The organism is Streptomyces sp. NPDC006193 (assembly GCF_040613915.1).
In the GTDB taxonomy this organism is placed as follows: Bacteria; Actinomycetota; Actinomycetes; order Streptomycetales; family Streptomycetaceae; genus Streptomyces.
In genome coordinates, this window is record NZ_JBEXTB010000024.1 from 62737 (window position 1) to 84445 (window position 21709).

Below are 21709 nucleotides of genomic sequence, written 5' to 3' on the forward strand. Positions count from 1 at the left end.
GGGGTGGGTGGGCCGGTGGACACGGACTCCCCAGCCGTGTCCACCGGCCGTCCGGCCGGACCGGGCTCAGGCGGCCCGGCAGGTCCTGCCGGGCCCGTCCCGGGGCCCGGCGGGTGCGGGCCGGGCTCAGGCGGCCCGGCGGGCCCGGCCGCGGTGGGCGCGCACGATGTCGGCGTAGCGGTGTCCGCTGCCCTTGATCGTGCGCACCTGGGTGCGGTAGTCGACGTGGACCAGGCCGAAGCGCTTGTCGTAGCCGTACGCCCACTCGAAGTTGTCCAGCAGGGACCAGGCGAAGTACCCGGCCAGCGGGGCGCCCTTGCGGGCGGCCGAGGCGCAGGCGGCCAGGTGGCGTTCCAGGTAGTCCTGCCGCTCGGGGTCGTCGACGCTGCCGTCGGGGCGGACCACGTCCGGGAAGGCGGAGCCGTTCTCGGTGACGTAGATCCTCCGGGCGCCGTACTCCTCGGTGAGCCGAAGCAGCAGCGTCTCGATGCCGGACGCGTCGATCTCCCAGTCCATGCCGGTGCGCGGGACGCCCTCGCGGCGCACGGAACGGGCGCGGGGGGCCGGTCCGTCCGGGTCGTCGGCGACGTAGGCGGGGAAGTAGTAGTTCAGGCCCAGCCAGTCCAGCGGGGTGGCGATCGTCTCCATGTCGCCCTCGGCGACCGGGAGTTCCACGCCGTAGGTGTCGACCATGTCGGCGGGGAAGCCGCGGCCGTGCACCGGGTCCAGCCACCAGCGGTTGACGTGTCCGTCGTGGCGGCGGGCCGCCGCGACGTCCTCGGGACGGTCGGTGGCCGGGTGCACCGTGGAGAGGTTGTTGACGATGCCGATCTGCGCGCCCGGGGCGGCGGCGCGGACGGCCTGGGTGGCGAGGCCGTGGCCGAGGAGCAGGTGGTAGGAGGCGCGGACGGCGGCGGTGAGGTCCGTCCAGCCGGGGGCCATCGTGCCCTCCAGGTGGCCGATCCAGGCCGAGCAGGAGGGCTCGTTCAGGGTGGACCAGAGGGTGACCCGGTCACCGAGGCGGGCGGCGACCTCCGCGGCGTAGTCGGCGAACGCGTGGGCGGTGTCCCGCTCCGGCCAGCCGCCCCGGTCCTGGAGCACCTGCGGCAGGTCCCAGTGGTAGAGGGTGACGGACGGGGTGATTCCCGCCTCCAGCAGGGCGTCCACCAGCCGGTCGTAGAACGCGATGCCCTCGGGGTTGACCGGGCCGGTCCCGCCGGGGATCACACGGGGCCAGGCCACGGACATCCGGTACGCGTTGACGCCGAGCCGGCGCATCAGGCCGATGTCCTCGCGCCATCGGTGGTAGTGGTCGCAGGCGACGTCGCCGTGGTCGCCGTTCGCGGTCTTCCCCGGGGTGTGGGAGAAGGTGTCCCAGATGGAGGGCGAGCGGCCGTCCTCGGCGGCGGCCCCCTCGATCTGGTACGCCGCTGTGGCCGTGCCCCACAGGAAGTCGTGCGGGAGGGCGGCGAGGTCGATGGGTTCGGACACGGAAGTCCCTTCGGGATGCGGGATGTTTGTCACTTGACGGCGCCCGCCGTCAGACCGGCGACGAGGTAGCGCTGCAGGAGCAGGAAGCCCGCGACCACGGGCACGCTCACGACGAGCGAGGCGGCCATGATCTGGTTCCAGTAGACGTCGTTGAGGGTGGAGTAGCCCTGGAGGCCGACGGCGAGGGTGCGGGTGGTGTCGTTGGTCATGACGGACGCGAACAGCACCTCTCCCCAGGCGGTCATGAAGGCGTACACGGCGACCGCGACGATCCCGGGGACCGCGGCCGGCACGACGATCCGCAGCAGCGCGCCGAGGGGGCCGCAGCCGTCCACGAGCGCCGCCTCGTCCAGGTCCCGCGGCACCGAGTCGAAGTAGCCGATCAGCATCCAGATGGAGAACGGCAGGGAGAAGGTGAGGTAGGTGAGGATGAGCCCGCCGCGGGAACCGAACAGGGCGATGCCGGTGGCGTTGCCGATGTTGACGTAGAGCAGGAACAGCGGGAGCAGGAAGAGGATGCCGGGGAACATCTGCGTCGACAGCACGGTGACCGTGAACACGCGCTTGCCGCGGAACTCGTAGCGGCTGACGGCGTAGGCGGCGAACACCGCGATGACGACGGAGCAGACGGTCGCCGCACCGGCCACGATCAGCGAGTTCACGAAGTACTTCGCCAGCGGCACGGTCGACCAGATGTCGATGTACGGGCGGACGGTGAGCTCGCTGGGCAGCCAGCGGAACTCGCCGGTGACGTCGGCGAGAGGTTTCAGCGAGCTGGACACCATCACGTACACCGGCAGCAGCACGAAGGCGGTGAGCAGGGCGAGGAACACGCGCCGCGACCAGAGGAAGGAGCGCGGCGGCGCCATCGGGGAGTTACGCATCGGCGGTCCTCCGTCCGCGTGAGGTCAGCAGCAGGTACCCGCCCGTCACGGCGAGCAGGAACAGCAGCAGCAGGACGGACATCGCCGAGCCGGTGCCGAAGTTCCAGGTGACGAAGGACGCCTGGTAGATGTGCACGGAGATGAGGTCGGCGGCCTCGGGGGCGGACTTGCCGAACAGCACGTACGGGGTGTTGAAGTCGTTGAACGTCCACAGGAACAGCACCAGGACGAGCACCTGGTTGACCGGGCGCAGCGACGGCAGGGTGATGCGGCGGATCTGCTGCCACATCCCCGCCCCGTCCAGCGCGGCGGCCTCGTACAGCTCGCCGGGGATGTTCTGCAGTCCGGCCGTCACGATGAGGAAGGCGAACGGCCAGCCCTTCCACACCGACACGATCAGCAGGGCGTAGAAGCTGTTGTCGCCGATGAGCCAGAAGGACGGTTCGCCGGTCAGGTGGAGCTGGTCGTGCAGGACGTGGTTCACCAGGCCGTTGTCGTGCTGGAACATGAACACCCAGGTGATCACGGCCGTGTAGACGGGCAGCGCGTACGGCACGAGGAACAGGGCGCGCAGCAGGCCGCGTCCGCGGAAGGCGCCCTGCATGAAGACCGCCGCGGCCGTGCCGATCAGCCAGCACAGCCCGACGGACAGCAGGGTGAAGCCGACGGTGACGCCGAACGAGTGCAGCAGCGCCTTGCCGACGGGCGCGTCGAAGTCCACCGACACCTTGTAGTTGTCGACGCCGGACCAGGGCGCAGTCCCCCAGTCGCGGATGTAGAACTGGGTGAGCTCCTTGAAGCTCATCACGGCGCCGATGACCATCGGCACCAGGTGGACGAGGAGTTCCAGCAGCAGGGCGGGCAGGAGCAGCAGGTACGGGAGCCCGATGCGGCGGATCCGCCCGGCGCGGCGGCGGGGTTGGCGCGCCGCGCCGGGGGACGTCTCGCGCACCGGTTCCTTCAGTGCGGTGGTCGCCATGGGGTCACGCCGCCGGCATCTGCTGCTGGGCCTTCTCCAGCTTCGCCTCGACCGAGCCGGTGGTCACCGCGCGTCCGGCGGCGGCGTCGGCGAAGAGTTCCTTCACGGCCGTGCCCACCGCCGTCTCGAACTGCGACTCGGACGCCACCTGCGGCAGCGCGGCGGCGCTCGTGGCGAGGGTGTTCAGCAGGACGGTGTTGGAGGGGGTGCGGAACGCCGCGTCGCTCTGCGCCGACTTGACCGGCGGGATGGCGCTGTAGGCCTTGTTGAGGACCTTCTGCTCGGCGTCGGACGTCATGAACTTGACGAACTTCGTCGCGCCGTCGAGGTTGCGGGTGTTCCGGAAGACCGCGATGTTGATGCCGGCCACCATCGAGTTGACCTGGGTGCCGGAGCCGGGGGCGCCGGACTGCACGGGCACGGGGGCGACGCCGTAGGCGTCCTCGCTCATGCCCTGGGACGCGAGGTTGGCGGAGGCCGACTGCCACAGCAGCATCGCCTGCTTGCCCTTGGCGAAGTCGCTCACCGACTGGTTCTGCGCGTACTCGGCGTCTCCGGTCGGGATGACCTTGTGCTTGGCCATCAGGTCGACGTACTGCTTGACCGCGTCGACCACCTTCGGGTCGGTGAAGTCGGGCTTGCCGTCGGCGGTGTAGAAGTCCGCGCCGTGCTGCTTGGCGAAGACGAAGACGTGGTGGATGTTCTCGGCCAGGTTGGAGCCCTCGGCGCCGAGCGCCGCAGTGCCCTTCGCCCGGATCTTCTTGCCGTCGGCGACCAGCTCGTCCCAGGTGGCCGGGGGCTTGGTGATGCCCGCGTCGGCGAAGATCTTCTTGTTGTAGTACAGCGCGTAGGCCATCGAGTACAGCGGCACCGCGGCCGGGTCCTTGCCCCGGACGCCCGTCGAGGCCAGCGCGGACTCCAGGAAGCGGTCTCTGCCGCCGATTCTGGAGAAGTTCTTCGCGTCCCACGGCAGCAGGGCGCCGGTCGCCTGCAGGGAGGCGCTCCACGAGTTGCCGATGTTCATCACGTCCGGCCCCTGACCCGACGTGGTGGCCGTCAGGATCCGGTTGAGCAGATCCGTCCAGGGCACGACCTCGAGCTTCACCTCGATCCCGGTCTGCCGCTCGAACTTGTCGAGCTCGGGCTGCAGGACCTTCTTGTCCACGGCGACGCTGGCGCCCTGGTTGGAGGCCCAGTACGTCAGCGTCTTCGGCGAGTCGTTCGACCCTCCCTCGGTGGACGATCCGCCGCCGCAGGCCGTGGCCGCGAGGACGAGAGACAGGGTGACGGCGCCTGTGGCCGCGGCTCGGATGCTGCGCATGGCTCCCGGGTCCCTTCGGGGTTGCACTCATGACTTAATTTAGGACGTGAGTTAATCCCTCCCGGGGACGCCCGTCAAGGGATGCGACAGCGGTATTCCCGCTCCGGGAGGCCGCGGACACCGCCCCGATGTCCCCGTCGGGCCGGCCGCACGGCCGCGTGGTGGCGTGGTGGTGCGGCGGCGTGGCGGCCGGCACGGGAAACACCCTGCGGCGCGGCGGGAACGCGGGGGGCAATGAGGCGGGGCGATCCAGGCGCGGCTCGCCACGCATGGCGTGGGCGACCTGTGCCGTGGAGCGCCCTCCGGCGCGGCACAGTGCGTGCCGGCCGCGAGGCTTCCCCGGTCCTCCGGCGGGCTGCGGGATACGGCCGCCGGGCGACGGGGCCAACCGGAAGGGCCGTGGGACGCCGGCCACCGGACAGCAGGGCCAGCCGCACAAGGCAGCGGGACTCCGGCCGCCGGGCCGGGGCGACGGCGAGGCGGCGACCTACCAGCCGCGGGGTGACCGGGTCGCGCAGCGAAGTACCGGGCCTGGCATCAGGGCCGACCACCCCTCAACGGGGCACCGGACGACGAGGCGACCGCCGGGCAGCCGGTGCCAGCCACTCCGAGGCCAGTACCGGCCGCCCCACCGGGCCCGGACGCCATTCCGTCGGGCCTGTCGGGCGGAACACAGGCAACCCGCCCCGCCGCGGGGCCTTCCGGCGGAACCGCGATCGTCCGCTCCGTCACCCCGGCGGCTCCGGCGCGGCGCGGGCCGTGCGCCCCTGCGCGAAGCGTCGCCGCGGCGGCCCCGCGCCTCCGCTCGCGCGAACGAAAGAACCCCACGGCCGAAGCCGTGGGGTTTCCGTGGTGGGTCGTTCACGAAATCCCCTGGCCAGGCACAGCGTGCCTAAATACTCACGAACATCCCGTCGGACGCAAGATCACTCCCCAGCAATATGCACATGCATGCATGAGCGTCGCGGTGATCCCGCGCCCTGCGGCCCCTGACCTGGGAGCTTCGCGACCGCGACGGCAAGTACGGTCGTCCTTTGATGCCGTCTTCGAAGTCGAAAAGACGAAGATCCTCAAAAGCGTTCCACCAGCTACCCGGCCGAACCCTGTCGAGTCGGCCTCGTAGGCCACGGCCACCGGGCCAGGCAACCGCTCCAGCCAGTCCACCACCGCCGCAGTGTCGGGGACCAGGTGTTCGGCGACGACCTCGCCGATGAGGCCGTCCAGGGCCCAGGCCACGGTCGATCGGTCGTGAACGTCCAGCCCGACCGCAGTACCCGCGATTGCGGCACTACCGCTCACGGTCCTCCGTGGCGGCAATCCGCAGTAACTTGCGTGCAAGGCCCCGGTCTTTCGTTCCCGGTCCCGCAGCCTTCTCCCCGGGCCCGCCCGGAGAGAAGGCCGATCACTCTCGGTTCAATCGGGCAGTGTTAAGGCTCGCGAAGCGACCGCGCAGCGGCCGACCTTGACACCACCCGCGAAACCGGGAACCTACCCGGCCGGGCAGGCCCGGCACCGCAAGTACCGCACTTCATACGGCCTAACATGACGCTGGCACGACACCCTTCGAGGGGACGGGTGCGCTTCAAGGGGGGCGATTGACGAGCAAGAACAGGCACGGCTGGAGTCCTGCCGCTCGGGACCAGTTGCGCGGTCCCGAACCGCCTTGCGATAACCCCTCTCCCGCGCATGCGGAGGCAGTCGCTGCCTGCCGAGCGACACTGGCAGAGGTTCACCGGCTGTCTCGGGACGGGGCCTCGGCAGAGAAGACGACTAGGCAGTTTGTCGACTTCCTTATGTCAGTGGAGGTCACCGACGCACCGCCAGTCGGCGCGCCGATGAGGATCGTCCTGATGGGGCGGACGATGGCCGGCAAGAGTACCCTCCTTGCGGCGCTCACCGGCGGGTCTGTGGAGCGGATTGGGGACGGCCGGCAGCGGTACTCGCGCGACGTCTTCGCGGCCCCGGCGGTGGACCTGCACGACGTTGAGGTCGTCGACACTCCTGGAGTGGGTGCCAGGGACGGTACGGATGACGTCGCCCAAGCGATGGCTGAGGTCCCCGGTGCCGACCTCGTGCTGTGGGTTGCGAGCAACGATTCCTTTCAGGAGGAGACTGCACAGGAGCTACGTGCCGTGGCGTCGCGCGGTAAGCCTGTCGTTGTGGCATTGAACTGCCGCAAACCACTCGTGGACGATCTGGACCACGAGGAGTTCCTGGAGGACCCGGATTCAGTCTTCGCCGAGCACGAGGGTCACTTCAAGATGATCCGTTCCCATCTATCCGCTGCCGCCGTACGCCCCGTCGCCGAGGTAATGCTCCATGCCGAGGCCGCCCGCCAGGCGCGGGCGGACGGCGACTACGATGCCGACCTTTGGGAAGCGAGCCGCCTTAGCGCCCTGCTCGCCGTCCTGGAACAGGAAAGCCGCAAGCGCCGCACCGCCCGGCGGGTACTACGCGAGGCCGACGAGGTTCGCTCGCAGGCACAGGCGTTGAGCGAAGCTCTCGCCGCTGTGGAGCGGGAGACCCGAGAGATCGTCGATGTCGGCCGGAGGATGCGCGAAGACCAGGAACGACGGACCGTACGCCTGGTCGATGCCTGCATGCAGAGGATGGAGGACGACGTTGTTCGCCTCGTCGGCCGACGGCAGGGGTGGCCCCAGAACGTCACTGACTTCGGCCCGCAGATCGGCGAGCAATGGGACACGGAACAGGCCGCTTTGGTCGCCGAACTCGACGAAAGGTTGGAAGCACGGCTCAGCAACCTCGCGCGAGCGATCGAGGAAGCGGCTGTCGCCGTCGAGCACGAATGGACGACGGCTGTCCGCCCGCACCTTAAGGTCAGCGGAATGCGTGACTTCAGGGGGCTGTGGAAGCAGAAAGCAGCCGGGGTTGCGGTTGGGGCAGGCGGAGCGCTCGCCTCCATGGCGCTTGGCGCGTACGTGGGTTCTTTGGCAGGTCCAGCCGGCACAGTCGTCGGCGCCGTCGTCATGAGCCTCGGTTCGTTCCTCGTCACTCCGGTGCGCAAGAAGGTCCAGTCACTTTTCACGAGCAGAGCGGAAATCTTGGAGGCGAACCGCGATCTGCTGCGGACCGAGATCAGCAAGGTCCTCAATGAGCTGGAGGCCCAGGTGCTGGCCGAGGTGTCTGGGACCATCGCGCGGGTTCTGGAGACACTCACCACTTCCCACGTGCGACGCGCAGAGGCCGAGGCCGCTGCGTTGGTCGTGGCCGACCTTCTGGCTAGTCAGCAGCAGGTGATTGACTCCGCGGTCTCCACCCTCGACCACGAGACGGTCCGCTGCCTGCTGCGCATAGACGGCCGGCCTCGCCTAGCTGCGTCCGTTGGGAAGGTGACCCGGCTTCCCGGGGTCTGCATCTTGGTCGAGGTGCCTGATGACGCTCTAGCAGATACACGGCTGTTCCCGCCGTCCTCGCCCGAATTCCTGGCCTTCGGGCGCACACCGTCACCTGACCTGCCGGGCGCGTCCGCGATGTCATACGTCCTCGGCCTGACCGAAGGGGTACCGGCCTTCATTCGCTGTCGCCCCGACGGCACCATCGTTACCACCACTGCTCCAGCGCCAAACCAGGTACTGGAGGCATGGTCCGCAACCCTGTCTGACCACCTGGGCACCCCGGTGAAGATTTTCCGACCAAGCGCACCGAGGAGCGTGCCAACGTGAATAACCTTCTGTATCACTCCGCCCCCGCGGTGACGCGCGACCTCTCGGAGCGGCTCGTCGAGCTGATCCGAAACCTTCGACCCGATGATGCGTCGAGGCTCCAGCGGATGCTGGCAGTGGATGAACACCATCGTCCCCAGATGGTCCTCACCGGGCAGTACAGCAGCGGCAAGTCGACCTTGATCGAGGCACTCACGGATGGCAAGTATCAGGTTCCGAGGGGCTCGGCGGTCACGACGGACAGGGTCGAGGTCTTCAACTGGGACGGCATGGTCGACCTGGTCGACACCCCGGGCGTGCAGGCGGGCCGGCCGGAGCACGACGAACGCGCAGAGGAGGCTCTGCGCTCCGCAGATCTTGTGTTGTTCACCGTCACTGTTGACTTGTTCGATGATCGCTTGGTCGAACACCTGCGGCACGTCACCGAGGATCTGCGAAAGGCGCCGCAGTTGCTTGTGGTGCTCACCAAGTGCCGCAGCCTTCGCGCGGCCGAAGGAGTGCGGGAGGCCGAGGTCCGTGAAGCTCTCGGCAGCTTCGCCGACCAGGTGCCATGGGTCGAGTGCGACGCCAAAACCTACCTGGAAGCGCTAGAGGTGGACCCGTCGCGGGCCGCCCGCCGCATCGCGGCGTCCCGGATGGACAAGGTCACGGACGCGATCAACCGGATCGCGCGGGCCCGCGGCGACTTGGCCAGCTTCCGTGTGGCGCTCCAGCGGGTCGCCCTCGTCGCGGGCGAGGCACTCGCCGCGCTCACAGACGACCCCGACGAGGAAGCAGTCTTGACTGTCCTCGCACGCCAGCGCAGTGCGCTCACAACGCGCCGCGGGCTCTTGGACTCGGCCCTCGAACGGCAGGCAACCGAGTTCCGCACAGCGTGTATCCGGGCAGCCGAGCACCTCGCCGACACGGTGGAGTCGATCCAGGAGTCGCCGAACCGCGACTGGTCTAGGGTCGACGCCGCCTCCGTGACTCTGAACGACGAGTTGAGCTCGGCGAACCAGAGGTTACTGGACGGGGTACGCGCCGTCCTGGCCTCTCAGCTTGCCGACTTGACCTCCGAGGTACGGGAGATCGAGGCGTCACCGTACGCCCGCCAGTTGCTCGCCCTTGATGTCCAAGGGGACATCGAGACGCAGAACATCCCGGTAGACCCAGGCCTGGCACGCCAGCCAGGTCGGAAGCAACCCCGCGTCCCAGCCTGGGGTCCGAAGTCGATCGAGCATCTGAAGGCCTTCCAGAAAGTCTGGGGCGCAGGCGAAGGCATCAAGAAGTCGGCAGGCAGCGCGGGGCACAAGATCGTCTACAAGGCTGGAAAGGTCGTCGACATCAAGTTCAAGCCGTACCAGGCCGTGCGCTGGGCGAACAACATCGGAAAGGTTGCCAAAATCGGCGGCGCTGTACTCCCTGTTGCCCTTGAAGCCTATGCGGTCGTCAAAGAGGAGCGTCAGGAGGTGCATGCTGCGAAGGAAAAGATGCGCCGCCGGAACGCCCTGGTCGGCCGCGTCCTTGCGCAGTGCGATGACATCTCGAGCAAGACGCTTATCCAGGTGCGTCTTGAACTCGACGACGAGTTCGGCAAGGCGCTCCGCGCGATCGACGAGGTGAACCGGTCAGTTCGCGACGCTAGGGCTTTCCGTACCGACCTGGACCGCAAAATCAGCGCGATCCAGATCGAAGCCCAGTCAATGCTCGATCAACTCGGAGCGCCCGCGCTGGAGGCGTGAGAGTCGAAACGGGGCCTGATCACTGTTCCCGAACGGACGGCCGAGATCCTCGGCCGGTGCATAATCCGGACATTGCGCCAGTCAGCTGGCTCAGACCCGCATCCTCAGGTGCTGCCTGCTGCTCTGTCTCGGTGTCGGCTGCGGGCTCGCCGTTGAGGATCTTGTGTACGTTCAGGGGCGGGACATCCTCGCGGGCCCCACCGGCCGGGCCCTGGTCAAGGTGCACGGGCGCCGTCCGCGCACTGTCGTATGCCGGTACGCCTACGAGGAACTGCTGCTGGCGGAAGCCGCCCACATCCCGGCAGACGCGTACGCCTTCCGGCCGGACTGGCAGGACCGCACCAGCAAGCACATCGCATCGGACTGGCTGGCCAGGTACCCGCGGATCATCGGCCGTTGTAACGGTGCAGGGGCCTCGCACCGACATCTACACCCACACGAACGCGACATGACAGCCCATCACAGGTCGATCTCACTCAACCGGCCACCTCGCAAAGTTCGTGTGCTCGGACTACCCTTCCGAAGGTGTAGGGGACGCGGATCAGCAAGTGACAGGGGGGTACGTGGGGTTCTGGCACACCGGCTACATGGAGTTCCATGAGCCGACCGGACTCGAATCGGCCGGACCGCCAGCCCCGCCAAAGCCCCCTCGGTTTCCCTGCGCTGAGTGTGGACTCGTCTTCTCGTCCGAGCGCGCCCGCCGAGCACACCGCTTCGACGGTCATGCGACCAAGCGGCCGATCCTCCTCTTCAGGGGACGAGAGTGCGGGCGCACGCGCTTGATGGTCACGAGTTCCAGCAGCTCCGCCGATTGGGTGACATCGGATGTCGAATCCATCACTGTCAACGGCCGCGAAACCTCCACATCTGAAGCCGCCGGCTTCCTCGCGTCGGTGAAGGTCGGCGTCCAGGCAGTGGCCGTCTCCAATGGCCCGCTGGAGCGGACGTTTGAGTTCGATTTCTGCCTTGCCGAGGAAGAGGACCTCTGCCTCGTCGACCAGGCCTTGGAGAAGCTCATCTCCAGCCGCGAGTTGAGTCTCAACGCAATCGACACCTTCATCATGCGTGCCGGCCGCGGGGTGACGGCCCGCCGTTACCGCGAAGGTGTGGCGGCATACCTGTACGGCGTACTCGCGCGTGAAGCGGTCGAGGACCCCGGCCGGGTAGATGCGTCGGGCGCGACGATCTACGAGCAGCGGTACAACAGTGCGGTCTCTCTGCTGTCGACCTTCGACCGCCCCGCAGCGGAGGCGATCTGCGGGTTGGTCGCGTTGCACTACAACCAGTTCGAACTTGCGGTGCGCAAGACCAACAGCCACCGTGTCTCCGATGTCGCGGCGCGGTTCCGATCCCTCCTCGCAGGCGGCGCATTCGTCACGACAAGCCTGGCCGACCGGTCGCACGGAAGCTTCGATCGGGCCTTGAGCGACTCCGTTACCGAGGACCTTCTGGACCTCGGTGCGACGGCTTTGGACGGGACACAGTCATCCATGGTCACCCAGCTACTGCCCTCGCTGGGCGAGCTCCGGCCCCAGGACCAATTCAAGGTCCGACTCATCGCGGCTGAGGCGCTGCTCGCTGTGGGAGACATCGATGGTGCATCACGACACGGCGAGGCGCTCAGGCACTCCAAGGAGACCGGCGCCTGGTACGCAGCATTTCGGACCCGATTGCAAGAGGTAGGACGTTGAGCAACGAGACCATTCCAGAGCCCGGCGCGGAGTCGGGGCCGAGCGACCCCGCATCGGCTACCGCTACCGGCGATGGCACCGGCTCGGCCGCATCTACTGACAATGCGTCAGCGGCACCCGCTGCGGAGAACGGGACACAGCGGCCCAAGTCCAAGACGAAACCGAAGCCGATCATTACCTCGATCGAGGAGTTGCTGACGTTCGCCTACGAGTCGAACGCTCGACTGCTTGAGATCTCGAGGGAGGACCTCAAGAAGCTGGCGATTACCGATGAGGGCATCGCGTCACAGAGTGCGCTGGTCGAGTCTCTCGCGCCGACAGACCCAACGTTGTCGGCCCCGTTCAAGCTGCTTCAGTACGCGGCGCGCCAAGGGGTCCCGCTCAAGCGCGCCGAGGACAGTGGCCTCGCACCGGCGTTGAACCGGCTCGTTGACCTCGCGGTAGTCGCACTGGGCCACAGCCCGGTGTTCGGGGGCAGGGTAGACCAGCTGGTCGATCCCCGCAAGGATCCGCAGCTCTCGATCGAACACGTGCGTGCCGCGGCTCAGCGGGTCGTCGACGAACTTGGAACGGCCCCGAAGCAGTTCAAAGCCGCAGACAGTGAGCGCCTCGTCAGGCATGCGATCGCGTGCTACGGACTCCTCCGCGCACTCCAACGTGAGTGGACCCTGGATCAGTTCATCGATGCGTCGTACGACTCCCTCTGGAGGTACGAGGCCCCGGAGGCAGCAGGGCTGGAGCGAGCCGCCAGCCAGGTCGGGGCAAGCAGCGATCACAAGGTGCTCGGGATCGTCGGCGCGAACTACCTCGCCCGGATCGCCCGCTTGGAACGGCAGGTCACACATCTCGAGAGTGAGGCTGCCGCTGCTCGGAATCGCGAGACTCGGCTCCGCAATGAGCTTTCGACCGTCGAGGAGCGTGAGCAATCTGCGCTGGCTCGCGCCGACGCGTTCTCTGCCGACGTGGTGCGACTGCAGAAGGAGCTCGCGGCCGAGCGCGATAACAGAGTGGTCGACAAGAGCCATATGGCGGACGACTACGAAACGCTGCGAACGCGCATCATCCGGCGTCTCGGGGGTGAGATCGATCTGCTTACCGATGGTCTGCACGCACTCCGGAACGGTGCGCCCGACGTCGCGGAGGAGTTCCTCGACCGTTCTCTGCTTGCCCTCACGCGTGAGGTCGAGCAGCTGAAGGACGCGGCTGGAGGCTTCGCGTGATCGTCGGGTTCGACTTCGGAACGACCAATAGCCTTGTTTCGGTGGTAGTTGGTGACCGCGTGATCGACGTGATGGACGTCGAGACTGGCCGGCCACATCCCTCGATCGTCCGGTACGAGGGCGAGCAGGTAGTCGTCGGCCGCGATGCCAAGGACGCGTTGGGTGCCGCGGGCATTGGGGTGCACGGCAACACGGTGAAATCGCCGAAGTTCCTCCTCGGCGAGGAGGCGATCGCAGTCGGAGGCGTCGACCGGAGCCCTGTCGACATCGTTGCGGACGTCGTGCGGCACGTCCGGTCGGAGTCCCTGCGCAGTCCGCAGCGGAAGGTGCTCGGCAGCCTCGACAACGCTGTGGTCACGATCCCCGTGACCATGAATGGGCACCGCCGCGCGGCGCTGCGAGAGGCGTTCGCCGGGGCCGGGATGCGTATAGCCCAGTTCGTCCATGAGCCGCTCGCCGCCCTGTACGGGTTCATCCGGGGAGCAACCGACCCAGAAGAGATGGCACGGCGGCTTGCACGACGAAACGTCCTGGTTGTCGACTGGGGCGGCGGAACGCTGGACTTGACTCTCTGCCGAGTCGACGAAGACCAAGTGCGACAACTTCGTAACGGTGGCTCGACCCAGGTCGGCGGCGACGAGTTCGACAAGGTAATTCGCGACGAGGTCGTGAAGCGTGCTCGGGCTCGCGGAAGTGCCACTGACGACGACCTTGCGATCCCTGAGGCCGAGCTCCGGCTCCTCCAGGACGCGGAGCGCAACAAGATCGAGCTCTCGGCTGACCGTGTTGACGTGACGTTCTACCGGCCAAGTTACTTCCAATCAGGTGCCACGTTGCAGTACCGGCTCACTCGTCAGGAGCTGGAGGAGATCACGCGGCCGCTCGTGACGGCAGGTATTGATGAGATCGAGTCGCTGCTCGGCAGCTTGTCGATGGCGCCCGGGCAGGTCTCGCTGGTCGTAGTGGTCGGTGGCATGGCGGCCATGCCCGCGATTCGGAGCCGGCTGCACGAGCTGTTCGGTCCGGACCGAGTTGAGGTGCCGACGAACAGCGCCACGTTGATCTCACAAGGAGCTGCGTGGATCGCGCATGACAGGCAGAGGCTCCGACTGGCAAAGCCCATCGAACTCGAGCTCGCCCGTGGGTCGTTGATGCCACTCCTCGCTGCGGGCACTGAAATGCCTCTCGGTGGAGACGTCAAGCACGAAACCCTCCACCTGTACTGCGCGGATCCGACGGATGGGAAGGCGAAATTTCCGATCGCCACTCCGACCGCGTTGTCATCACACCCGCAGGCGAGCGAGCGGCGAACGTCCCTGGGAATGATCACACTCGGCGTCGACGAGACCGCGCCGCCACTGCACGAGCGCCTCGAGCTGAAGGTCGTTCTCGACGACGACTTGGTGTTGTCGGTCGAGGCGTCATCAAGCCAGAAGCACGATCGAGTCACGGCGTCGTACTACGACCTGGAGTTCGGTCTTGGCCTCCCGGCTTCCGCTATGCCCGGAGGTGCAGCCGCGCACCCAAAAGCACCTGAGGAGTCCGTGGTCGTGCCACAGGCGGGACTGGTCGTCCGTGCGAATGTGGCGAGGGACAAGGACCAGGCGACCGTTCCCGGCGACGTGCTGTATCGGCACAATTCAAGGGCCTTCACCCGGCACGTGCGCGACGGTGCGACAGAGACCCAGTTGCGGGAACACCTTTACTACAAGCCGTGCGCCGCCTGCAAGCGTCAGTGGGGGCACCCGGAGTGTCGATGCGGAACGGCGTGACATGGCGAGCGCCAAGGCACTCGTGCGAGTGCTTGACCACGGAACGGAAGTCGAGTCTGGAGTCCGCCGTCCGATTCGTCTGACTCCCGATGGGTACGCAGGCGTCGCGTATGCGGGCTCCGTCTACCCACTCCGGCAGGGCGATCTCATCGACTTGGACGGAACGAGCTGGGAACTCGCGGACTGCGATCGTTTCCTGTTTACCGGATCAGAGGTTCCGTACGCTCCCTTTGTCGGTGAACCACTGGAGAAGACCAGCGGTTTCGACGTCGAGTGGCACCTCGAAACCAACCAGTACGGGCATAACGTCGTCTTCAACGCGTCGGAGCGCATGGCCAGCAGCTTGGTGTCAGCGCTTGAGGACGCGGGTCTCAGCATCCAGCGCTGGGACGTCAGCCATCGTCCAGCAGATGACGGCAACTTCTACGACTGGTTCGCGCGCCTTCGGTTCAAGGGCAGCCAGGCCGAAGCACTTGCGCTCGTCGGGGATGTCATCGCACCGCCGTCGTCTCCCCCGCCGACGGTGCCAGTCACGAATACGACCACAGCTCGCCTTGCTGATGCCGACGCTCGGATCGAGGAGCTGCTCAACCAACTGTACGTCGCGACACGCAAGGGCGAGGCGGCTGAACGTGAGGTCGCGCAGCTCCGTCACGATCTTGCGAACGCGGAAGCGAGCGAGCATCGATACCGAGAATCCGTTGCCCTCGCGGAACGCCGTCATTCAGATCTGCAAGAGCAACTCGCCGTGCTCCGACAAGGTCTGGGAGGCATGGCTGACACGGCGGAACTGGTGAAGAACCTCGCTGACGCCGAGGAACTTCGAGAACTCGCTCTTGCCGAGAACTCCTTGCTGCTGGAACGTGTGCGAGCGGCCGACTCGGAAGCGGCAGAAAGCGGAGCACGAGCTGACGACTTGGCGGTGCAGGTAGACGCACTCCTTGGGAGAGTGTCGGAACTTGAGGGCCTAGAGACGGAACGACTTCGCGCCGCGACCGCGCAACGGCCTCGACGCGGGGGCGTCATTGACTTCCTGCCTCGGGCGTTCAGCCGCCTTGAGTTCGTTCTCGATGCAGTCGATGTGATCGCCAACCTCGACTCGCCAGCGTCCACGATGAAAGCACTTGCTGAAATCGACTCTGGGCGCCCTGTCGGGAAGGACCTTTCGGGAATGCGTGGTTGGTTTGAGGTGACGGAATTGGCGACGGGCATCGCGGGAAGCGAGCGACTTGGCCGCATCTACTACAAGCCGGACGGTCAAAGAGTGCTTGTCAGTGTGCACATCGAACAGGACGAAAAACAACAGAGACATCACATCGAGAGGCTGCGAGCCTTCTGACCCCGGTTACCGGCGCCTGAGGCAGGCCTCGATGCCAGAGCCTTCGAGGCGCAATTCTTTGGCGTCGGGCCTCGCGGCCCACGGCCCCAGATCGGTGATAATAGGCGGCGCACTACGGAGTAGGACCAGTGCCGTCCCGATGGCGCCGCACCAACTCGGCCAGCCCTCATGTGCTCTGGGAACTCGCAGCCGCCCTGGTGTGGAGAACACGTTGGGAGTCCGTTGATGCGCTGTCTGTCGGGGCTGCCCCAGGGGGTTGGTACAGCGGGCGCCTGCGCCAGCGCCACACTTAACCCGGGCGTTGCGGAAAGTCCAGTCGTGGACGGCCTTGAGGTGGATCGGGCGTGTCCTGGCACCTTCCATAATCCAGTCGACCGTACTGGCCTCTCGTCCGAAATCAGCACCTACCCTGAAGCAGGGTCAGGTAGTTTCTGCCGATGCAACGCTCCGGCAGCCGACAAGGAGTGGCAAGTGACAGCGGATGTCCGTGGGCCGGCATGGGCACTCGAGGGATTGGGCGTGCGGTCCGGGCGCTATCCCCTGGCGGTGGAAGGCCCGGTGATGCGGGCGGTGGACCGGTTGGTTCCCGGAGTATCCACTGTGACCCGCTACATCCGTTACCACTCGCTGTATGCGGCGATCGCGGCGCATGCGGAACGGAACGCGTGGGACATCACCGCGTGCCGCCGGGCTGTCCGCCGCAGCGAGGTCCTGCTGGCGGCGCTCCAGCACCACAAGGAGACAGAACCGGCGTGGCTTGCCCACGGGGTCGATCGGGTGCGGCGTTTCTGCACAGAGGAACTGGAACTCGCGCGAGCCGCCGACGAGGAGCAGCTGAGCCAGTCGTACTCACCACGCCGCTGGGGCTTCTGGGACCAGTACGGCGGACCCGCCACGGTGCTCGGCACGGTGGACGTCCGGGACGGAGTGCTCAGACCCGGTCGGCACCCGTGCCCTCCCGCGGTCAAGGAGCTGTTCGCCCCTCTGCTGTCTCTCGCGGAGCGGGACGTCGTGTCCTTCGCCGACCTGGAGACAGCGGGGCAGGCGGCTCTTGGTGTCCAGTGTCCGGCCGAGCGGGAATGGCTGACGGACGTCCTGACCGCGACCCGTGGCGGAGGTACCGACGCACATGGGGACTGGGAGGCGTCCGACCGCACTCGGCGTGCGACCCTCCGTATCCTCGGCCGGGCTATCGATCTCCACGGTCATGAGGGCGACGGGTATCAGGAGACGCTGCGCTCCGCGGTGGCCTTCGGTGGCGAGGCGACAACGGATCCCGTTCTGGCGGCGATTCCCGAAACGGCAGGTTGGCGGGGAGTGCTGCTGCGCCATTACTCCGTCGGCGCCTGGCGTCGACTGTGGGCGGCACTGGTGGCCGGTGTCGGCTCCAAGGACGGCGAGGCCGACCGGTCGGCCGAGGAACTGCGCGACTGGCTGGCGCAACAGGCCCCGGATGTGGATGTACGGCGGGTCCTGGACGACCTGCCTCCGCTCAAGAACGCGGCAGGTCAGTTGTTGCCGGTCGAACGGCAACTCCTGACGCAGGGTGCCGATGCCCCGGTGACCAATGTGCTGCTCCTGATGGTGGGTGCGCTGCGCTCCCGGGAGGGTCATCTGCCAGACGACGTACGGGCCGTCTTCCTGGGCCGTCAGCGGCGCTGGGCCGAGTTCCTCGACCCGACGTGGGTCGACGGCCTCATCGACGACTATGCCGACCGGCCGGTCCGCGACCTGGCCGCCCGGCTGGTGGATGACATGCTCGCCCAGTCCCGCAGAGTCGCCCTCGCGAAGCTGCGCACCGACCCTGCGACCGGCGGGCTGAAGATCTTCTCCCGTCTGCACCTTCGCAACGAGCGTTATTTCAAGACCGGTGACGAAGGAGACTCCGACATCGGCACCCGCATCCCCCAACTGGGCTCTTTGGCGGCGCAGCTGGGGCTTTTCGCGGTCCGCGACAACTGCCACACCGTCACTGCGGAGGGACGGCGAATCCTGGAGACAAACCCATGAGCGCGGCACAGCACACCCGGTTCGCATCTCCCGTCACGCTGCTGAGAGAGTGGAATGAACGCAGCGATCAGCAGGCGCTGCACGAAGCACTCTTCCTGGGTTTCACAGTTGATCTCCCCTTCCTGGAGAAGGTCGCCATACCCGTCGCCCGTGGCCTGGGTGCCCGCACCGCGGTGATCGGTGATGCGGCCCAAGGGCTGTACGACCCGGTCGATGTGCGCATGGCCGGCCGCAGTTATCTGCACGGTCTGGTCTCCTGCCAGCGTGCGTTCCACCCCAAGGTCGTCCTTCTGATCGGAGAACACGCCTGCCGGCTCGCAGTGGGTTCGGGCAACCCGACGCTGTCCGGCTGGGGTGCCAACGACGAATTGTGGACGGTGGTGGAAACCGAGGACGACGACTCCCACGCGCTCCTGGCCGACCTCGCCGACTGGTTGGACGCACTGCCCTCCGCCGTGGAACTGGCCCCTTGGGCGGCGAGTCATCTGACGGAATTGGCTGCCCTTCTGGCCGAGCGGCATATCAACGCCCCGGTCGGACCGGAAACCGGTGCCCGGCTTTTGCACAATCTCCGGGAGAGTCTGCTGGACCAACTGCCGCTCGGTCCTGTCGACGAACTGCACGCGTACGCCCCGTTCGTCGACGAGGCCGGTCATGCCCTCAGCGGGCTGCTCGGCCGTCTGACACCCCGCCGCACCATCCTCGGGCTCCAGCCTCGCTGGTCGAGCTACGACGCCGGAGCGATCAAGAGGGCACTCGGCGGCTTCGACGCGCAGATCCGTTTCCTCGAGGAGACTCGGATGCGGCACGGCAAATTCATCGAGTGGCAGGCCGGCGGCCGCCGATACGCTCTCACCGGGAGCCCGAATCTCACCCGCGCCGCGCTGTGCACCAGCACCCGGGACGGCGGCAACTGCGAGCTCGCCGTACTCGCCGCCGACACCGCGCCGCTGCTTCCCGAACAGGGGCGCATCACCTCACTCGCGAGCCTGACGGGCCGCAACATCCGGCCCTTCCAGTCCACCGGTCACACGCTCGTCCTGCTGGGCGCGAAGACGGACAGTGAAGGCCTGCACGTCTCTCTGGCGCACCCCCAGCCCCTGCCCGTGGTGATCAGCACGTCTCCGGACGGTTCACCGGGTTCCTGGACACGGACCGGAACCATTCCGGCGGGGGCGTCGGCCTGTTCCTTCCCGCTGCCCGAGGTTCCTGGTGCGGCGGTTCGCGCCACGTGCGTCCGTCCTGACGGCACCACCGCCGAATCCGCCGTCGTCTTCGTGTACAGCCCCGTGCACTGCGCACGGCGCCACAGCGCCGACAGCGGTCCCCGGCTGAGATACGACTACACGGCGCAGACCCTGTTCGCCGACGAGCGTGCCGCACGCCGTTTCGAAACCGATCTGCTGCGCCTGCGCGAACTCACCGCCGGAACGTCCGCTCCCCGGGTGAGCCCGGTGGAAGACACGACAACGGGCTCGGTGACATCGAGCGGCGTCGACCGCTGGGACGCCTACCTCGCCGACTGCCGCCGGATGATCGGGGCGCCGTTGACGGATTTGGCGTTCGGCACCTCGCCGCTCGACCTGCCGCAGGCACCCTCGTCGCGGTGGATCGTGTCGGCGGTCACCCTTGGCGTGCGGGAGGAGGACGACGAAGAGCACGAGGACGAGACGGAGGAGGTGGACCTCCCCACCACGAGCGAGCCGCTCGCCCCGTACGTCGCGCCAGAGCAGCGTGCCCGTTGTCGCGCCTGGGCCCAGCGCTGGGTCGCGGCGCTCACGGGCCCTGCCGGATCAGCCGCAGCACCGGTTCCGGTCCGACTACTCGTGGCCAACCTGTACGTCCAGCTCCTGGCCGCCGGAATCTGGGACGAGCAAGACCAGAGCTGGCGCGACGGACTCAGCCGCCTCCTCGAAGCACTCCGTTCTGAGGACCCGGCGGGTGAGGCGGACCACGCTGCGCCGCCCGAGACCCGGCGACGGCTGGACGCGGTGGCGGCCGTGGTGATGACACTGCTCGTCCAGGACGCCACGTTCTCCGGCGGCGGCGAGCACGACGTACTGGCGGCCCATGCCTGGCACGGCAGCAAGGCGATGATCGCGCGCGCCGAGCCCGCCGAGGCGGAGGACCTGATGATCCCCCCGGAGCGGGCGCTCGCCCGCGTCGCGCCTTGGAGTGAGGTGGACAGACTCATCACTCTGGCGCAGGAAGACGACCCCTACGCGGAGGCGATCGAGGGGCTCACCGCGGCCGGCTGGTCGGTCGCGTGCGAGGACGGGCTCTGGGAGATCACGGGCTCCTTCGGCAATCCGCTTCCGGTCGTGGCCAAGGCCGCCGAACGACTCGGGCGGCACCACGCCGACGGCGTGCTCGTACGAGCCCGCAGCAAGAACCGCTGGGCCTTCATGGCATGGGCGGACCCCTACCTGGTCCTGCTCAATCCCCCGGCACGCGTCTGGCGCACCTACCAAGTACGACTCCCCGCCACACCGGAATCACGGTTCAGCGGCGGCGATCTTTCCGCGGTACCTGGCCGCGTCGGTTCCCCGGCCCCGCTGCAGAAGGGCCCGCCGGAAGCTCTCAGGAAGATTCTCGCCGAAGCAGGCCTCACCTACCCGGAATTGGTCAGCCGCCTGTTCACACTCGACAGGTGACGGGGGAAGAAAGCGATCAGCGCCGTGACGCCACCGGCGACGGACCGTCGAGCGGCTGAATCTCCTCGATCGACCTCCTCTCACCGTCACGCCGCTGCTCAAGGCCGGCAGGCGCGATGATGGTGGGAGCCTGTCCCGGAGGCAGGGAGCTGTCCGCTCCGAGCACCTGGCAGCGCCCCAGTCCGTGCCGGTACCACAGTGCGGCCGTCCACGCACAGAGCAGCGCGTCGATCAGGTCCTCCCGATGCTTGTAGTCAGCTGCCTTCTGAGGTGAGGGCTCGGAGAGCAGTTGACGAGAGACTGGGTGGGAGGAGAGCAGGAGGGGCGGATCGGCGGTGGCCAGGCCCGCCAGGTGCCCGATCAGCCTGTCGCACTCCGCCGCCCGTACCGCTCGCCACTGTGTCGTCGGAACTCGTGCCGGTCGGCGCTTGTACGTGGGGCGTTCCTCGTCGTAGCCCAGCTCGGCGGCTCCGACCAAAGTTGTGTACGGATAGCACTCGGAGAAGACCAGGCTGCCGGTCGGCGGCCCGCCCCTGCCGTCGTCGTAGGCCCAGCCCGACTCCTCCAGCCGTTCCGGCAGCAGCACTCCAGCCTCTCGGGGAGAGCTCTGGTTGGTACTGTTCGCGCTCACCTTCCAACGGCCGTACCGCTGGCCGACCTGCCGCTCGCAGGGCCGCTGGCCAGCCGGGTTGTCGACGATCAGCGGTGCGTCGACGAACGCCAGGGTCGATCCGTCGACGGCTGTCCTGGCCAGCCATGACATCGTCTCCTTGAGGCCACGGGTCCAGCCGCATTCGCTCACGACGCCGTGCGCGTTGGTGCGGGCTCCGCTCTGCGCCCAGGCAAGGTCGATGCCTATGAACCGTTCGATCCGCATGCATTCGTAGTACCAGAGAACCGGAACCGGCCACCGGTGAGGGGCGGTACTCCTCAGCCGGCGC

At 67.4% G+C, this 21709-nt stretch carries 13 protein-coding genes; 8 read left to right on the plus strand and 5 right to left on the minus strand.

Annotation, left to right across the window (positions count from 1 at the left end; all coding sequences use genetic code 11):
- Nucleotides 1–126: 126 nt before the first annotated feature.
- From ABZ261_RS21365 to ABZ261_RS21380, 4 genes are read right to left on the minus strand one after another with little or no spacing between them, the layout of a single operon-like run.
- Nucleotides 127–1491 (minus strand): GH1 family beta-glucosidase, encoded by a 1365-nt coding sequence (locus ABZ261_RS21365; protein ID WP_356861394.1) that lies wholly within the window; start codon nucleotides 1489–1491, stop codon nucleotides 127–129.
- A gap of 29 nt (nucleotides 1492–1520) precedes the next feature.
- Complete coding sequence (locus ABZ261_RS21370; protein ID WP_356861456.1) at nucleotides 1521–2360, minus strand: carbohydrate ABC transporter permease; 840 nt, start codon at nucleotides 2358–2360, stop codon at nucleotides 1521–1523.
- A gap of 7 nt (nucleotides 2361–2367) precedes the next feature.
- A complete protein-coding gene (locus ABZ261_RS21375) occupies nucleotides 2368–3354 on the minus strand; it encodes a sugar ABC transporter permease (RefSeq protein ID WP_356861396.1) in 987 nt (328 codons plus the stop codon).
- A gap of 4 nt (nucleotides 3355–3358) precedes the next feature.
- Nucleotides 3359–4675 (minus strand): sugar ABC transporter substrate-binding protein, encoded by a 1317-nt coding sequence (locus ABZ261_RS21380; RefSeq protein WP_356861398.1) that lies wholly within the window; start codon nucleotides 4673–4675, stop codon nucleotides 3359–3361.
- Between the two features lie 1799 nt (nucleotides 4676–6474).
- Between ABZ261_RS21380 and ABZ261_RS21385 the strand changes: the two genes are divergently transcribed.
- From ABZ261_RS21385 to ABZ261_RS21420, 8 genes are all read left to right on the plus strand, one after another.
- Nucleotides 6475–8358 carry a GTPase gene (locus ABZ261_RS21385; protein ID WP_356861400.1) on the plus strand — a complete coding sequence of 628 codons (1884 nt, stop codon included), beginning with the start codon at nucleotides 6475–6477 and terminating at the stop codon, nucleotides 8356–8358.
- On the plus strand, nucleotides 8355–10082 hold the full coding sequence (locus ABZ261_RS21390) for a GTPase (RefSeq protein WP_356861402.1): 1728 nt from the start codon (nucleotides 8355–8357) through the stop codon (nucleotides 10080–10082). The genes ABZ261_RS21385 and ABZ261_RS21390 overlap by 4 nt, the downstream gene beginning before the upstream one ends.
- Before the next feature lie 782 nt (nucleotides 10083–10864).
- Nucleotides 10865–11773, plus strand: coding sequence for a hypothetical protein (locus ABZ261_RS21395; protein ID WP_356861404.1), 909 nt, complete (start codon nucleotides 10865–10867; stop codon nucleotides 11771–11773).
- Complete coding sequence (locus ABZ261_RS21400) at nucleotides 11770–12993, plus strand: hypothetical protein (protein ID WP_356861406.1); 1224 nt, start codon at nucleotides 11770–11772, stop codon at nucleotides 12991–12993. Before ABZ261_RS21395 ends, ABZ261_RS21400 begins: the two co-directional genes overlap by 4 nt.
- Nucleotides 12990–14765, plus strand: a complete 1776-nt coding sequence (locus tag ABZ261_RS21405) for an Hsp70 family protein (protein ID WP_356861408.1) — start codon at nucleotides 12990–12992, stop codon at nucleotides 14763–14765. The genes ABZ261_RS21400 and ABZ261_RS21405 overlap by 4 nt, the downstream gene beginning before the upstream one ends.
- A 1-nt stretch (nucleotide 14766) precedes the next feature.
- Nucleotides 14767–16104 (plus strand): hypothetical protein, encoded by a 1338-nt coding sequence (locus tag ABZ261_RS21410; protein WP_356861410.1) that lies wholly within the window; start codon nucleotides 14767–14769, stop codon nucleotides 16102–16104.
- 471 nt (nucleotides 16105–16575) lie between these two features.
- On the plus strand, nucleotides 16576–18114 hold the full coding sequence (locus ABZ261_RS21415; RefSeq protein WP_356861412.1) for a hypothetical protein: 1539 nt from the start codon (nucleotides 16576–16578) through the stop codon (nucleotides 18112–18114).
- Nucleotides 18111–20768, plus strand: a complete 2658-nt coding sequence (locus ABZ261_RS21420; RefSeq protein WP_356861414.1) for a hypothetical protein — start codon at nucleotides 18111–18113, stop codon at nucleotides 20766–20768. The genes ABZ261_RS21415 and ABZ261_RS21420 overlap by 4 nt, the downstream gene beginning before the upstream one ends.
- A gap of 16 nt (nucleotides 20769–20784) precedes the next feature.
- Here the strand turns inward: ABZ261_RS21420 and ABZ261_RS21425 are convergent, their stop codons facing one another.
- On the minus strand, nucleotides 20785–21645 hold the full coding sequence (locus tag ABZ261_RS21425) for a DUF429 domain-containing protein (protein ID WP_356861416.1): 861 nt from the start codon (nucleotides 21643–21645) through the stop codon (nucleotides 20785–20787).
- Nucleotides 21646–21709 lie beyond the last annotated feature (64 nt).

What these genes read in the sequence shown, in the direction of transcription:
- ABZ261_RS21370 (WP_356861456.1), bottom strand. Translation starts at nt 2,360, where the DNA reads ATGGCGCCGCCGCGCTCCTTCCTCTGGTCGCGGCGCGTGTTCCTCGCC.
- ABZ261_RS21375 (WP_356861396.1), bottom strand. Translation starts at nt 3,354, where the DNA reads ATGGCGACCACCGCACTGAAGGAACCGGTGCGCGAGACGTCCCCCGGC.
- ABZ261_RS21380 (WP_356861398.1), bottom strand. Translation starts at nt 4,675, where the DNA reads ATGCGCAGCATCCGAGCCGCGGCCACAGGCGCCGTCACCCTGTCTCTC.
- ABZ261_RS21395 (WP_356861404.1), top strand. Translation starts at nt 10,865, where the DNA reads ATGGTCACGAGTTCCAGCAGCTCCGCCGATTGGGTGACATCGGATGTC.
- ABZ261_RS21410 (WP_356861410.1), top strand. Translation starts at nt 14,767, where the DNA reads ATGGCGAGCGCCAAGGCACTCGTGCGAGTGCTTGACCACGGAACGGAA.
- ABZ261_RS21420 (WP_356861414.1), top strand. Translation starts at nt 18,111, where the DNA reads ATGAGCGCGGCACAGCACACCCGGTTCGCATCTCCCGTCACGCTGCTG.
- ABZ261_RS21425 (WP_356861416.1), bottom strand. Translation starts at nt 21,645, where the DNA reads ATGCGGATCGAACGGTTCATAGGCATCGACCTTGCCTGGGCGCAGAGC.